Genomic DNA, 14,102 nt, shown 5'->3' on the forward strand with positions numbered 1-14,102 from the left:
TCAGCCCTCCAACACCGCGATGCCGGGGAGTTCCTTGCCCTCCAAGTACTCCAGCGACGCGCCGCCGCCGGTGGAGATGTGCGAGAAGCCGTCCTCCGGCAGGCCGAGCGCCCGCACGGCCGCGGCGGAGTCACCGCCACCGACCACGGTGAACGCGCCCTTGCCGGTGGCGGTCACGATCGCCTCGGCCACCCCGCGGGTGCCCGCCGCGAACTTCTCGAACTCGAACACGCCCATCGGCCCGTTCCAGAAGACGGTCCGCGCCTCGGTCAGCAACGCCGAGAAGCGGTCCACCGAATCCGGGCCGATGTCCAGGCCGAGCCAGCCGTCCGGGATCTCATGCGCGGGAACCACTTTCGACTCCGCGTCGGCGGCGAACTTGTCGGCCACCACGATGTCGCGCGGCAGGTGGATGACGTCGGCGAACTGCTCCAGCAGCTGCTTGCAGGTGTCCACCATCTCCTCCTGCAGCAGCGAGGCGCCCACCGAAAGGCCCTGTGCCGCAAGGAAAGTGAAGCACATGCCGCCGCCGATCACCAGCGTGTCGACCTTCGGGGCGAGCGCTTCGATGACCGCCAGCTTGTCGGAGACCTTCGACCCGCCGAGCACGACGGCGTACGGCCGGTCCGGGTTCTCGGTCAGCTTGGCCAGCACGTCGACCTCGGCCGCGACCAGCGTGCCCGCGTAGTGCGGCAGCTGCTCGGCGACGTCGTACACCGACGCCTGCTTGCGGTGCACCACACCGAACCCGTCGGAGACGAACGCGCCGTCGTCGCCGACCAGCTCGACCAGCGCCGCGGCCAGCTTGGCCCGGTCGGCGTCGTCCTTGCTGGTCTCGCGCGGGTCGAACCGGATGTTCTCCAGCAGCAGCACGTCGCCGTCGGTGAGGCCCTCCGACCGCGCGAGCGCATCCTGGCCCACCACGTCACCGGCGAGCTGGACGTTGCGACCCAGCTCCTCCGCGAGCCTGGCGGCCACCGGCGCCAGCGACAGCTTCGGGTCCGGGCCGCCCTTCGGCCTGCCGAGGTGCGCGGTCACGACCACCTTGGCGCCCGCCTCGGCGAGCGCCTTGATGGTCGGCGCCGACGCGACGATGCGGCCGGGGTCGGTGATCTGTCCGTTGTCGTCGAGGGGGACGTTCAGGTCGGAGCGCACCAGCACGCCCCGGCCCTCGACACCCTCGCCGAGCAGATCCGCGAGTGTCTTGACAGCCATGCGCGTCAGAGCGACTTGCCGACGAGGCCGATGAGATCGGCGAGACGGTTGGAGTAGCCCCACTCGTTGTCGTACCAGGACACGACCTTGACCTGGTCGTCGATCACCTTGGTCAGCGGCGCGTCGTAGATCGAAGAAGCCGGGTCGGTGACGATGTCGCTGGAGACGATCGGATCGGTGTTGTACTTGAGGATGCCCTTCAGCGGGCCCTCGGCGGCGGCCTTGTAGGCGGCGTTGATCTCGTCGATGGAGGCCGACTTGCGCAGGGTGGCGGTCAGGTCGGTGACCGAACCGGTCGGGACCGGAACGCGCAGCGCGTAGCCGTCCAGCTTGCCCTGCAGCTCGGGCAGCACCAGGCCGATGGCCTTCGCGGCGCCGGTGCCGGTGGGCACGATGTTCAGCGCGGCGGCGCGGGCGCGGCGCAGGTCGCTGTGCGGGCCGTCCTGCAGATTCTGGTCCTGGGTGTAGGCGTGGATGGTGGTCATCAGGCCACGCTCGATGCCGAATTCGTCGTTGAGCACCTTGGCCAGCGGGCCGAGGCAGTTGGTGGTGCACGAGGCGTTGGAGATGATGTTCTGGCTGCCGTCGTACTTGTCGTCGTTGACGCCCATGACGATGGTGATGTCCTCACCCTTGGCCGGGGCGGAGATGATCACCTTCTTCGCGCCTGCGGCGAGGTGCCCCTTGGCCTTGGTGGCGTCGGTGAAGATGCCGGTGGACTCGACGACCACGTCGACGCCGAGGTCGCCCCACGGCAGCGCGGCGGGGCCCTCCTTGATGGCCAGCGCCTTGATCCGCTGGTCGCCCACCACGATGGTGTCGTCGCCGTCGAGCGAGACGTCCTGGGGCAGCCGGCCAAGGATCGAGTCGTACTTGAGCAGAGTGGCGAGGGTCGCGTTGTCGGTGAGGTCGTTGACCGCGACGATCTCGATGTCGGTGGTGCCGAGCGCCTTCTGCGCCTCCACCGCCCGGAAGAAGTTACGTCCGATACGACCGAAGCCGTTGATGCCTACCCGGACAGTCACGTTATCGCTCCTCAACTTTCCAGCGGATCATTCCGATGTCCACTCACACTAACGCCCTGCCGTGACCTCGCCGACACGCACCTGGCCTTTGCGCGGGCGCGATGCCTGGTCAGACGCCCGACCAACACGAATCGCGGCAGCCGGAACGCCACGATCCCCGCGACCATCCAGGCCGCGGGGATCGTGGCGAGCGCGCGAACGCGGGATCAGGCTTCGTCGAGCAGTTCGGCCGTCACGGCCGACTCGGTGTCCGGCACGCCCAGCTCCTTGGCGCGGCGGTCGGCCATCGACAGCAGCCGCCGGATGCGTCCGGCGACGGCGTCTTTCGTCATCGGCGGGTCGGCGAGCTGACCGAGTTCCTCCAGCGACGCCTGGCGGTGCTGCACACGCAGCTTGCCCGCGGCGGCGAGATGGTCGGGCACGTCGTCGCTGAGGATCTCCAGCGCGCGTTCCACCCGGGCCGCCGCGGCCACCGCGGCCCGCGCGGAGCGCCGCAGATTGGCGTCGTCGAAGTTGGCCAGGCGATTCGCGGTCGCGCGCACCTCGCGACGCAGCCTGCGTTCCTCCCACACCATGCGGGTGCCGTGCGCGCCCATCCTGGTCAGCAACGCGCCGATCGCCTCACCGTCGCGCACCACCACACGGTCGGTGCCGCGCACTTCGCGCGCCTTGGCCGTGATGCCGAGCCGCCGGGCCGCGCCGACCAGCGCCAGCGCCGCCTCGGGTCCTGGGCAGCTGACTTCGAGCGCCGAGGAACGTCCGGGCTCGGTGAGCGAGCCGTGGGCGAGAAACGCGCCGCGCCAGGCGGCTTCGGCGTCGGCGATGCTGCCGCCGACCACCTGCGCGGGCAGGCCGCGCACCGGACGGCCGCGCACGTCGAGCAGACCGGTCTGCCGGGCCAGCGCCTCCCCCTCCTTGGAGACGCGCACGACGTACCGGGAGGTCTTGCGCAGTCCGCCCGCGCCGAGCACGTGCACATCGGACCCGTAGCCGTAGAGCTCGAAGATCTCCCGGCGCAGCCTGCGCGCGATGGACCCCATGTCCACCTCGGCCTCGACGATCACCCGGCCGCCGACGATGTGCAGGCCGCCCGCGAAACGCAGCAGTGCGGACAGTTCCGCCTTGCGGGAACTCACCTGCGACACCGTGAGCCTGCTCAGCTCGTCTTTCACATCGGCTGTCATCGCCACGGGACGCGCTCCTTTCCACCCAACCCGGAACGCACATCCTGACCCATGTGCCGTCCCTCGACTCGAAGCCCTGCCATTTGCGGCCGAGGTTGCCGGATCAGTTGATCCAGTGCGGCGGCAAGCTTTCCGGGGTGATGCCGGTCCGTTCCCGCTTCGGCGACATCGGAGAAGGTTACTCGTGCCCGCAACTGTTCGGCAGCCCTGGCCACATGTTCCCGCTCGCGGCCTTCCGGTACCGAGCCGGAGTCGACCAGCACCTCGTCGACGACGAATTCCGGTGCGTGCTGGGACAATACATGCAAATGCCGTTCCGCGGAGAACCCCGCGGTCTCCCCCGGCTCCGCGGCGAGGTTGAGCACCAGAACTTTCCGGGCCCTGGTGTACACCAGGGCTTCCCGTAGCTCCGGGACGAGGACGTGCGGGATCACGCTGGTGAACCACGATCCCGGGCCGAGCACCACGACGTCCGCGTGTTCGATCGCCGAGGTCGCCTCCGGACTGGCCGGTGGATCGGACGGAATCAGCCGCACTCGCCGCACCTTACCCGGCGTCGTCGCGATGGCAACTTGGCCGCGAATGCAGCGGCTCACCCGTGGATCCGCTTCCAATCCGGACACGTCCGCCTCGATGTCCAGCGCGATCGGCGACATGGGCAGCACCCGTCCGGTGATGCGCAACATGCGGGCGACCTCGTCGAGCGCGGCGACCGGGTCGCCGAGCACCTCGGTGAGCCCGGCCAGGATGAGGTTGCCCACGGAGTGCCCGGCCAATGCGCCGGTGCCGCCGAAACGATGCTGGACCGTCTGGGTCCAGACGCCGTCGGCGTCCGCCGCGAGGGCCGCCAGCGCCATCCGTAGATCCCCGGGCGGCAGCACCCCCAGCTCGGCGCGCAGCCGACCCGAGGAGCCGCCGTCGTCGGCGACGGTGACCACGGCGCAGATCTTCCTGGTCAGCCGCCGCACCGCGGTCAGCGTCGCGTACAGGCCGTGTCCGCCGCCCAGCGCGACGATGCTCGGATTGGATTCCCACCCGGTCATTCGCGCCCCAGGTCTCGGTGCACTACCCGGACCACATCGGCGGAGTCCTCCGGCCCGCCGGTGACCTCGCTCATCAACTCGCCCAGCGCCTCGGCAATCGCGACGCTCCGGTGCTTGCCTCCGGTGCAGCCCACTGCGACCGTCATGTATCGCTTCCCCTCTTGGCGGTAACCGTTCGTGGTCAGCTCGACCAGGTGGTGGCAGGTACGGAGGTAATCGTCCGCGCCGGGACGCGACAGCACGTACTCGCTGACCACCGTCTCCTGACCGGTGTGTTCCCGCAATTCCGGTATCCAATGTGGATTGGGTAGAAAACGCACATCCAACACCATGTCCGCGTCCAGCGGAACTCCGTACTTGAAGCCGAACGACTGCACGGTGAGCTGCAATGCGCTGGGCGCGCCGCCCCCGTAGGCCTCCTCCATCTTGCGGTGCAGCTGATGGATGGACAGTTCGGTGGTGTCGATCACCAGGTCGGCGGCCGCCTTCACGGCGGACAGCCGCACCCGCTCGGCGGCGATGCCGGCCGACAACGTGCCGTCCTTGCTCTCGCTCTGCAGCGGGTGCCTGCGCCGCGCGAAGCCGAAACGGCGGATCAGCACGTCGTCGGAGGCCTCCAGGAACAGCACCCTGGTACGCACGCCCCGGGTCCGCAACTGCTCGGTGACCACCGACAGATCACCGGTGAAAAACCGGCTGCGCACGTCCATGACCAGCGCGAGACGGCGGATCGGCGGCTTCGCCGAAGCCCCCAGCTCCACCATCCGCCCGAACAGCTCCGGGGGCAGATTGTCGGCCACATACCAGCCGAGATCCTCGAGTACGCGGGCGGCGGTGCCGCGGCCCGCGCCCGAGAGCCCGGTCACGATCACGACCTCGACCTGCGGGTTCGCCCCGCCGACGGCGCCGGACGAGGCGACTCGTCCCGCGCTCGTCGGCGGGTTGCCCGCACTGCTGTTCGATTCGACGCGTGTCATGTCCTACCGGATCCGTCTCTGGGGTGCCTTCCGATCATCGCGCACCGATTCCGGTATCGGCCGCAGACACAACGTACGCGAAACCGAATCTTCCGGTGCACTGTCGACTGACTATTCGGACTCGAGCGCCGCAAGGACCGCTTTCGCGGTCGCCACCCCGATCCCGGGCACCTCGGTGATCTCCTCGACCGTGGCCTGCTTCAGCTTGGCCACCGACCCGAAATGGGTGACCAGCGCGGTCCGGCGCGCCGTGCCGAGACCCGGCACCGAGTCGAGCGCCGAGGCGGTCATCCGGCGCGAGCGCTTGCTGCGGTGGAAGGTGATGGCGAAGCGGTGGGCCTCGTCACGGACCCGTTGCAGCAGGTACAGCGCCTCGCTGGTGCGCGGGAGGATCACCGGATCGCTCTCGCCGGGCACCCACACCTCTTCCAGCCGTTTGGCCAGGCCGATCACCGCGACGTCGGTGATGCCCAGCTCGTCGAGCACCTCGGCCGCGGCCGCGACCTGCGGCGCGCCGCCGTCGACGACGAACAAGTTGGGCGGGTAGGAGAACTTGCGCGGGCGTCCGGTGCGGGGATCGATGCCCGGCCGGGACGTCAGGTCGAGCGCCTCCTCGTCGCTTCCGGTCGCGGCGAGGTCGTCGTGCTCCATCATGTCGCGCTCACGGCGCAGTTTGAGGAACCGGCGGCGGGTCACCTCGGCGATGCTGCCGACGTCGTCGGACCGGCCCTCGCCGGCCGCCTCCCGGATCGTGTAGTGGCGGTACTCGGACTTGCGGGCCAGGCCGTCCTCGAAGACCACCAACGAGGCCACCACGTCGGTCCCCTGCACGTGGCTCACGTCCACGCACTCGATGCGCAACGGCGCGGTGTCGAGTTCCAGGGCGTCCTGGATCTCTTGCAGCGCTTGTGATCTCGACGTCAGATCACCCGCCCGCTTGAGCTTGTGCTGGGCCAGCGCTTCCATCGCGTTGCGCTGCACGGTCTCGGCGAGCGCCTTCTTGTCCCCGCGCTGAGGCACCCGCACCTTCACCGCCGAGCCGCGCAAGCCCGACAGCCACTGCTGGACCTGCTCGACGTCGGCGGGCAGCTCGGGCACGAGCACTTCGCGCGGCACCACGGCGGCGGGCAGGTCGTCGGCGGACTGCTCGGCCACCGCGACCTGCTCGCCGTAGAACTGGGTGAGGAACTGCTCGACCAGCGCGGCGAGCTCACCGCCCGCCTGCGGCACGTCGACCGCGTCACCCGACTTGTCGACCACCCAGCCGCGCTGGCCGCGCACCCGGCCGTCGCGCACGTGGAAGACCTGCACCGCCACCTCCAGCTCGTCGGTGGCGAAGGCGATGACGTCGGCGTCGGTGCCCGTGCCGAGCACCACCGCCTGCTTCTCCAGTGCCCGGCGCAGCGCCTGGACATCGTCGCGCAGCCGTGCCGCGGCCTCGAAGTCCAGGTCTTCCGCGGCCTCGTGCATGCGGCGCTCCAGCTCCCGGACCAAGCGGTCGGTGCGGCCGGCGAGGAAGTCGCAGAAGTCCTCGACGATCGCGCGGTGCTCCTCGGCGCTCACCCGCCCGACGCACGGCGCCGAGCACTTGTCGATGTAGCCGAGCAGACAGGGACGTCCGATCTGGTGGTGGCGCCGGAACACGCCGTTGGAGCAGGTGCGCGCGGGGAACACCCGCAGCAGCAGATCGAGCGTCTCGCGGATCGCCCAGGCGTGCGCGAACGGGCCGAAGTAACGGACGCCTTTGCGGCGCGCGCCGCGGTAGACGAACAGCCGCGGGTATTCCTCGTTCAGGGTGACCGCGAGCACCGGATAGGACTTGTCGTCGCGGTAGCGGACGTTGAAGCGCGGATCGAACTCCTTGATCCAGTTGTATTCCAGCTGCAGCGCCTCCACCTCGGTGGAGACGACCGTCCATTCGACGCTCGCGGCCGTGGTGACCATCTGCCTGGTGCGCGGATGCAGGCCGGCGACGTCGGCGAAGTACGAGTTCAGTCTGCTGCGCAGGCTCTTGGCCTTGCCGACGTAGATGACCTGCCGATGGGCGTCCCGGAATTTGTAGACACCGGGTTCGACGGGGATCGTGCCCGGCGCGGGCCGGTACGTCGCTGGATCTGCCACCCATCCAGCGTATAGACCGCGACCGACAGCCCGGCTGACGGCGGCTGCGCGAAGCGGTCAGGGCACGGGAACGCCGAACCACGCCTTGGCTTCCGGGCGGCACAGCAAATGCACGACGGCCGCCGAGGTGGCGAGTGAATAGCCCGCGGCGACGACGCCGACGACGGGCGGGACGGCCGCGAGGTCCCGGACCGCCCAGCACCCGACGACCGCCTGCAGGAGCGTGAGCGCGAGCGTCAGCCTGCGCACGGCGGGCGCCCCCTCGGCGAAACCGAGCACGAGCAGACCCAGCGCCCAGGCCACACAGAACTGGGTGGATGCCGTGGCGGCCGCGTCGCCGCCGCGGGTCAGATTCATCAGCACGGGATAAGCGAGTCCGAACCCCGCCATCCCGGCGACGGCTTCCCGCACGTCCCGAACCGCCTCCGGCATGGCCGCTTCCACGCCGATCGACGGCTCCTCACCGGAGAACGCCAAGCTCACAGCCGTACCCCCGTTGGTACCGAACCTACCGGCGCACCTGCGATTACGCCGGAATCGCACCGTAACACGGTGACTTGCCCCACAACCGCGACTTCGGCAAATGAACCGGGCACCGCGCGGGCGTCCGCGTATCGGCCCGGGTTACTCCATCAGACCGTGCCGCCGTAGTGCGGCCAGCAGCGCGTCCGGGCGCTCGGTGGTCGGCAGGGCCTCGACCAGAGCGAACCGGCTGCCCAGCGCCTCGGCGCCGCCGTCGGCCTCGGCGCTGTCGCCGATCATCAGCGCAGCCTCGGCGGGCACGCCCAGTTCACCCAGCGCGGAATGGAAGATCTCCGGATCGGGCTTCATGGCGCCGACCTCGAAGGAGAGGGTGAACGCGCCGACCAGCCGATCCCAGCCGCGCGCCGCGAACGACGGACGGATGTCGAACGGGATATTGCTCACCACCGCCACCGGAATCCCTTGGGCGGCCAAGCGATCGAGGACGGCCTCGCTGTCCGGGTACGGCGTCCACTCCAGCGGGTCGAGCAGCCGGGCGTACAGCCGCTCGGCGTCCTCGTCGGTGGGCACGCCGGACTCGCGCAGCACGCGCATCATCACCTTGCGATGCAGCGCCGGATCCAGGTCGCGGTGATCCCACGCGTATTGCGTCTCGTCGTCGAAGTCGGCCACGTGGTCGACCGGCGCCGTCATCCGCCGCATGATCTCGGCCTTCTGGTCCACATCGAACGCCCGTCCGTCCGGACCGGTCAGATCCGCGTACCAGGATTCGTCGGCCTCCAGGCGGAACAAGGTCCCGGAGAAGTCGAACAGCACCGCCTCGATCGCCACCCGGCCAGCCTACCGACCGCTCGCGGCGCCCCGCCGGTCCGCGACGGCCGATTTCCGCCGCCTCGACCTCGACACACCCTGCCGCCAGGGCGATTTCGCCCCTGGGAAGGAAACCGGCGCGGCTGTCGGTGCCGGAGGTTAGAGTCCGGGCATGGGGCGCAAGCGAGGTACTTGGGTCGCCGCAGCGGCGGCGTTCGCACTCACCGTAGGAATGGCCACCGCTTGTTCGTCCGGCGAAAGCCAGGCGGGCGGGGTCTGCGAGACGGTTCCGAACGGCACGCCGGTGACGGCCACCGCGGCGGGACCGGCGAGCAGCGCCACCAAAGACCTGAGCACCAACCCGGAGATAGCGACGGGCTATCGCTCGAACATGACGCCGGTGCGCACGCACACTTTCGCGGTGTCGACGGCCAACCCGGTGTCCACCAAGGCCGCGTGTGAGGTCCTCCGCGACGGCGGCACGGCGGCGGACGCGCTGATCGCGGCACAGACGGTGCTCGGGCTGGTCGAACCGCAGGCGTCCGGAATCGGCGGCGGGGCGTTCCTGCTCTACTACGACGCGAACACCAGGACCGTGGACGCCTACGACGGCCGCGAGGTGGCTCCCGCGGCCGCCACCGAGAACTACCTGCGCTGGATCAGCGATGCCGAGCGCACCGAGCCCAAACCGAACACGCGGGCCAGCGGCCGCTCCATCGGCGTGCCGGGTGTGCTGCGGATGCTCGAACTGGCGCACCGCGACCACGGCAAGACCGCGTGGCGCGAGTTGTTCGACCCTGCCATCGGACTGGCCGATCAGGGATTCCCGATCAGTCCGCGTCTCGCGAGCCAGATCGCGGAGTCGGCCAAGGACCTCGCCGCGGACGAAGACGCCAAGGCGTACTTCCTGAACCCGGACGGCAGCCCGAAGACCGCCGAGACCGTCCTCACCAACCCGGCCATGGCGAAGACGCTCGGCGCGGTCGCCACCGATGGCGCGCAGGCCTTCTATACGGGCGCCATCGCCCGGGACATCGCCGCGGCGGCGGGCCGCTCCTCCGGCGGGCGCACCCCCGGCCTGATCACCACCGAGGACCTGGCCGGCTACCAGGCGAAGAAGCGCACCGCGTTGTGCACGAGCTATCGCGAGCACGAGATCTGCGGCATGCCGAGTCCCTCCTCGGGCGGCATCGCCGTCGCCGCGACCCTGGGCATCCTGGAGAACTTCGACCTGGCCACCATGCGGCCGGACAACATCGACCGCAACGGCGGCAAGCCGAACGCCCAGGCCGTGCACCTGATCTCCGAGGCCGAACGCCTGGCCTACGCCGATCGCAACAAGTACGTGGCCGACACCGATTTCGTCCCGCTGCCCGGCAATTCCGCCCAAACCCTGCTGAACCGCGATTACCTGCGACAGCGGGCCGGACTGATCGATCCGAACCGCAGTATGGGCACCGCGCAGCCGGGTGACTTCGGACCCGTGCCGCTGGGCGTCGGCCCGCAGCCGCCCGAGCACGGCACCAGCCACATCTCGGTGGTCGACAAGTACGGCAACGCCGCGGCGATGACCACCACCGTGGAGTCGGCGTTCGGTTCCTTCCACCTGGTCGACGGCTTCGTCCTGAACAACCAGCTCACCGACTTCAACGCCGATCCGCTGGGCGCGGACGGCGTGCCGATGGCCAATCGAGTGCAGCCGGGCAAGCGCCCGCGCAGTTCGATGAGCCCGACGCTGATCTTCGGGAAGGCCCCCGACGGCTCCCGCGGCGAACTCACCCATGTCGCGGGCTCTCCCGGTGGGTCGGTGATCATCCAGTTCGTGGTGAAAACATTGGTCAACATGTTCGACTGGGGCCTGGACCCGCAGCAGGCGGTGTCCGCGGTCGCGTTCGGCGCAGGCAACAGTCCGGCCATAGGGATCGGCGGGGAGCACCCGGCGATCGACGCCACGGACAACGGCGACCACGACCCGCTCGTGCTCCGGCTGCGCCAGCTGGGCCATCAGGTCTCGGTGGCACCGCAGTCCAGCGGTCTCAGCGCGCTCAAACGCAATGGCGCGGACGGCTGGATCGGCGGCGCGGACCCGCGCCGCGAAGGCGCGGTCCTCGGCGACACGCACTGAATCGGCCCCGGCAACGGGTACGGCAAGCGACCGATCGCCGTCGCTACACCCCCGGCATCTCGAGGATCAGCATGCCGGGGGGAGCGATCACTTCTTCCGGATCATCGGATACACCACCGGACCCCCGTCGATCGGCAGCTCACCTTGCGGTTCGAACCCGAATCGCCGGTAGAAGGGCACCGTGCCGCTGGTATTCGAGATCAAGAAGCAGTCCTGTTCGGCCACCGACAACCGCCGTTCCAGCAGCGCTGTCGCCAGACCCCGGCCCCGGACGCCGGGCAGCGTCCCGATGGCCGCCAGGTACAGATGCGGCGTCGCCGGTCGCGCGTGCTCCATCCGTCGCCCGGCGGACAAGGCCCGCGCCGTGCCCAGCCCCAAGGCCCGTAGCAAGGTCAACGGCTTCGCCGTCGGCGACACCACGTTCGCCGGTTCCCACAGCGCCACGCAGGCGAGGTCACCCGCGGCATCGTGTGCGAGGTCGACCAAGCCGTTCTTCCGGCGCGACGCGATGCGCGATTCCCAGAAGCCGGGCAATGCTTTCCGCCGCCGCGCCGATGCCGGCCAGAAGTAGGTCATCAATGGATCGTCGGCGAACGCTGCCGCGAGGACGAAGGCACCCTGCTCCATACCGGCGAGGCTAGAGGGCTGTTCGAACACACGCGAGCCAAGCGGGTGGGCGTACGGATCTCACCCGCTCACTTGCTCCCGGAATACTTCGCACCGAGTTCGCGCAACCGATCCATCGCCCGCGCCGCGTGCTCCTTGTCGTTCGAGCGGATCGCCAGCATCGGGACGTAGTCGTCATCGATCAATTCCAGACGAGCCCAGGACTTCCGATCCGGGAACGACACACCTCGGATGTAATCCCACGGGAAATCATTGTCCCCCAGTATGTTGCGCACCGACACGCCCCGTGCCCCGGCCCGCACCCTGGGTCTGGTGAGCAGCAGCACCGCCCCGGCGCCGAGCAGGCCGATCCCGATCATCGCGATCTGATCGGCCACCCGGAAATTGACGCCGGTCGACCCACTGCGCAGCCAGATACCGCCCACGGTGAACGCGGCCGCGACCAGCACCGCCACGATCCAAGCCGTCCGCACCGCGCGCCGGGGCCGTACCTCGAACTCCCATCCGGACGCCTCGCCGACCGCCGCGGGCGGGCCCGCGTGCCTCCGGAAGATACGGACCACCGGCATCGCTACGCGGACTGCCGCAAGGCGCGCAGCGTCAACGCGGCGTCCAATGCCGCGGCGGCCGCCTGCTCGCCCTTGTTCTCGTGGGATTCCGGCAGCCCGGCGCGGTCCAGGGCCTGCCGCTCGTTGTTGGTGGTGAGCACTCCGTTCGCGACCGGAGTGCCCTCGTCCAGCGAAACCCGGGTGAGTCCCGCGGTCACCGCGTCGCAGACATACTCGAAATGCGGTGTGTCACCGCGGATCACCACGCCGAGGGCCACCACCGCGTCGTGCGACTTGGCCAGCTCCTGAGCCACCACCGGCAGCTCCATCGCGCCGGCGCAGCGCACCACCGTGATCTGCTGGACGCCCGCGTCCTTGGCCACCCGCTCGGCGTTCGCCAGCAGGGTGTCGCAGATCTGGGTGTGCCAGCGCGAGGCGACGATGCCCAAGGACAGGTCCTTGGCGTCCGCCAGCGCGAAGGTCGGTACCCCGGTACCGCTCATCGATGTCCGCCTTTCCGGTGTGTTCGCAGGTCAGTGCGCCGTCTCGCCGAGGTCGAGCTCGTCGAGGCCGATCAGGTCGTGCCCCATCCGGTCCCGCTTGGTGCGCAGGTAGCGCAGGTTCTCCGCGTTCGCGCGCAACGGCATCGGCACCCGCTCGGTGATCCGCAGGCCGTAGCCGTCCAAGCCGACCCGCTTGGCCGGGTTGTTGGTGAGCAAGCGCATCGAGCGAAGGCCCAGATCCACCAGGATCTGCGCGCCGGTGCCGTAATCGCGGGCGTCGGCGGGCAGCCCCAGTTCCAGGTTCGCGTCGACCGTGTCGTGGCCGGAATCCTGCAGCTGATAGGCCTGCAACTTGTGCATCAGGCCGATGCCGCGCCCTTCGTGACCGCGCATGTACAGCACCACACCGCGCCCCTCGGCCGCGACCATCTCCAGCGCGGCGTCCAGCTGCGGGCCACAGTCGCAGCGCAGCGACCCGAACACGTCACCGGTCAGGCACTCCGAGTGCACGCGCACCAGCACGTCCTCGCCGTCGCTGATGTCGCCGCGCACCAGTGCGACGTGCTCGACCTCGTCGTAGATGCTCTGGTAACCGACCGCCATGAACTCGCCGTGCGCGGTGGGGATGCGCGCCTCGGCGACACGCACCACGTGCTTCTCGTGCCTGCGCCGCCAGGCGATCATGTCGGCGATCGAGATCAGCGCGAGTTCGTGCTCGTCCGCGAAAACGCGCAGCTCCTCGGTGCGGGCCATGTGGCCCTCGTCCTTCTGGCTGACGATCTCGCAGATCACGCCCGCCGGACGCAAGCCGGCCATGCGCGCCAGATCCACGGCCGCCTCGGTGTGGCCGGGCCTGCGCAGCACGCCACCGTCCTTCGCGCGCAGCGGCACCACGTGACCGGGGCGCGTGAAATCGTCGGCCTTGGCGTCGGCGTCGGCCAGCAGCCGCATGGTGGTGGCGCGGTCCGCACCGGAGATACCGGTCGTCACACCCTCGCGCGCGTCCACGGAAACCGTGTACGCGGTGCCGTGCTTGTCCTGGTTCATCGCATACATCGGCGGCAGGCCGAGCCGGTCGCAATCGTCACCCGTGAGCGGCACGCAGATGTAACCGGAGGTGTAGCGGATCATGAAGGCGACCAGTTCTGGGGTGGCCTTCTCCGCCGCGAAGATGAGGTCTCCCTCGTTCTCGCGGTCCTCGTCGTCGACGACGACGACCGCCTTACCGGCGGCGATGTCGGCGACTGCGCGCTCGATGCTGTCGAACCTGGTCACGTCTGCTGTGCTCCATCTCGAAATAGGTGCCTCACCACAGTACTGTGCTCGATTTGCCGCGACTGCGTCGCGGCGTGTTCGCGGCCCCCTCTTGGCTCGCGTCCGAGCGACCCCCCCCGGGGGATACGGGCCGGGGGCGGCGGCCGCCCGGACCCCCGCCCGGGCC

General features: G+C 69.6%; 13 protein-coding genes. 1 reads left to right on the forward strand and 12 read right to left on the reverse strand.

Annotation, left to right across the window (positions count from 1 at the left end; genetic code table 11):
• The 8 genes from ABZ552_RS20410 to ABZ552_RS20445 form a co-directional block, all read right to left on the reverse strand.
• Positions 1-1,215 carry a phosphoglycerate kinase gene (locus ABZ552_RS20410; protein WP_281879106.1) on the reverse strand — a complete coding sequence of 405 codons (1,215 nt, stop codon included), beginning with the start codon at positions 1,213-1,215 and terminating at the stop codon, positions 1-3.
• Between the two features lie 5 nt (positions 1,216-1,220).
• Positions 1,221-2,240 carry a type I glyceraldehyde-3-phosphate dehydrogenase gene (gap, locus tag ABZ552_RS20415; RefSeq protein WP_281879104.1) on the reverse strand — a complete coding sequence of 340 codons (1,020 nt, stop codon included), beginning with the start codon at positions 2,238-2,240 and terminating at the stop codon, positions 1,221-1,223.
• Positions 2,241-2,446: 206 nt separating this feature from the next.
• The gene (gene whiA, locus ABZ552_RS20420; protein ID WP_159837678.1) at positions 2,447-3,430 is read right to left on the reverse strand and encodes a DNA-binding protein WhiA; all 984 of its coding nucleotides are present in this window, start codon (positions 3,428-3,430) and stop codon (positions 2,447-2,449) included.
• Entirely contained in the window at positions 3,421-4,467 is a 1,047-nt protein-coding gene (yvcK, locus tag ABZ552_RS20425) for a uridine diphosphate-N-acetylglucosamine-binding protein YvcK (protein WP_043693713.1), read from the reverse strand. The genes whiA and yvcK overlap by 10 nt, the downstream gene beginning before the upstream one ends.
• Positions 4,464-5,444 (reverse strand): RNase adapter RapZ, encoded by a 981-nt coding sequence (rapZ, locus tag ABZ552_RS20430; protein WP_281879103.1) that lies wholly within the window; start codon positions 5,442-5,444, stop codon positions 4,464-4,466. The genes yvcK and rapZ overlap by 4 nt, the downstream gene beginning before the upstream one ends.
• Positions 5,445-5,555: 111 nt before the next feature.
• On the reverse strand, positions 5,556-7,565 hold the full coding sequence (gene uvrC / locus ABZ552_RS20435) for an excinuclease ABC subunit UvrC (protein ID WP_281879102.1): 2,010 nt from the start codon (positions 7,563-7,565) through the stop codon (positions 5,556-5,558).
• A 57-nt stretch (positions 7,566-7,622) separates the two neighbouring features.
• Complete coding sequence (locus ABZ552_RS20440) at positions 7,623-8,048, reverse strand: hypothetical protein (RefSeq protein ID WP_281917925.1); 426 nt, start codon at positions 8,046-8,048, stop codon at positions 7,623-7,625.
• Positions 8,049-8,189: 141 nt separating this feature from the next.
• Entirely contained in the window at positions 8,190-8,879 is a 690-nt protein-coding gene (locus ABZ552_RS20445; protein ID WP_281879100.1) for an HAD-IA family hydrolase, read from the reverse strand.
• A 211-nt stretch (positions 8,880-9,090) separates the two neighbouring features.
• Here ABZ552_RS20445 and ABZ552_RS20450 point away from each other — a divergent pair, with 211 nt between their 5' ends.
• A complete protein-coding gene (locus tag ABZ552_RS20450) occupies positions 9,091-10,983 on the forward strand; it encodes a gamma-glutamyltransferase family protein (RefSeq protein ID WP_357439042.1) in 1,893 nt (630 codons plus the stop codon).
• A gap of 87 nt (positions 10,984-11,070) precedes the next feature.
• Here ABZ552_RS20450 and ABZ552_RS20455 read toward each other — a convergent pair whose 3' ends face one another.
• The 4 genes from ABZ552_RS20455 to ABZ552_RS20470 form a co-directional block, all read right to left on the reverse strand.
• On the reverse strand, positions 11,071-11,610 hold the full coding sequence (locus ABZ552_RS20455) for a GNAT family N-acetyltransferase (RefSeq protein ID WP_357439023.1): 540 nt from the start codon (positions 11,608-11,610) through the stop codon (positions 11,071-11,073).
• 68 nt (positions 11,611-11,678) lie between these two features.
• Positions 11,679-12,179 (reverse strand): PH domain-containing protein, encoded by a 501-nt coding sequence (locus ABZ552_RS20460; protein WP_281917923.1) that lies wholly within the window; start codon positions 12,177-12,179, stop codon positions 11,679-11,681.
• 2 nt (positions 12,180-12,181) lie between these two features.
• Positions 12,182-12,661, reverse strand: a complete 480-nt coding sequence (gene ribH / locus ABZ552_RS20465) for a 6,7-dimethyl-8-ribityllumazine synthase (protein ID WP_063017730.1) — start codon at positions 12,659-12,661, stop codon at positions 12,182-12,184.
• A gap of 30 nt (positions 12,662-12,691) precedes the next feature.
• On the reverse strand, positions 12,692-13,936 hold the full coding sequence (locus ABZ552_RS20470) for a bifunctional 3,4-dihydroxy-2-butanone-4-phosphate synthase/GTP cyclohydrolase II (RefSeq protein WP_063017728.1): 1,245 nt from the start codon (positions 13,934-13,936) through the stop codon (positions 12,692-12,694).
• Positions 13,937-14,102: the final 166 nt, after the last annotated feature.

Origin of the sequence: Nocardia sp. NPDC019219 (assembly GCF_040632645.1) — a bacterium.
Lineage (GTDB): Bacteria > Actinomycetota > Actinomycetes > Mycobacteriales > Mycobacteriaceae > Nocardia > Nocardia sputorum.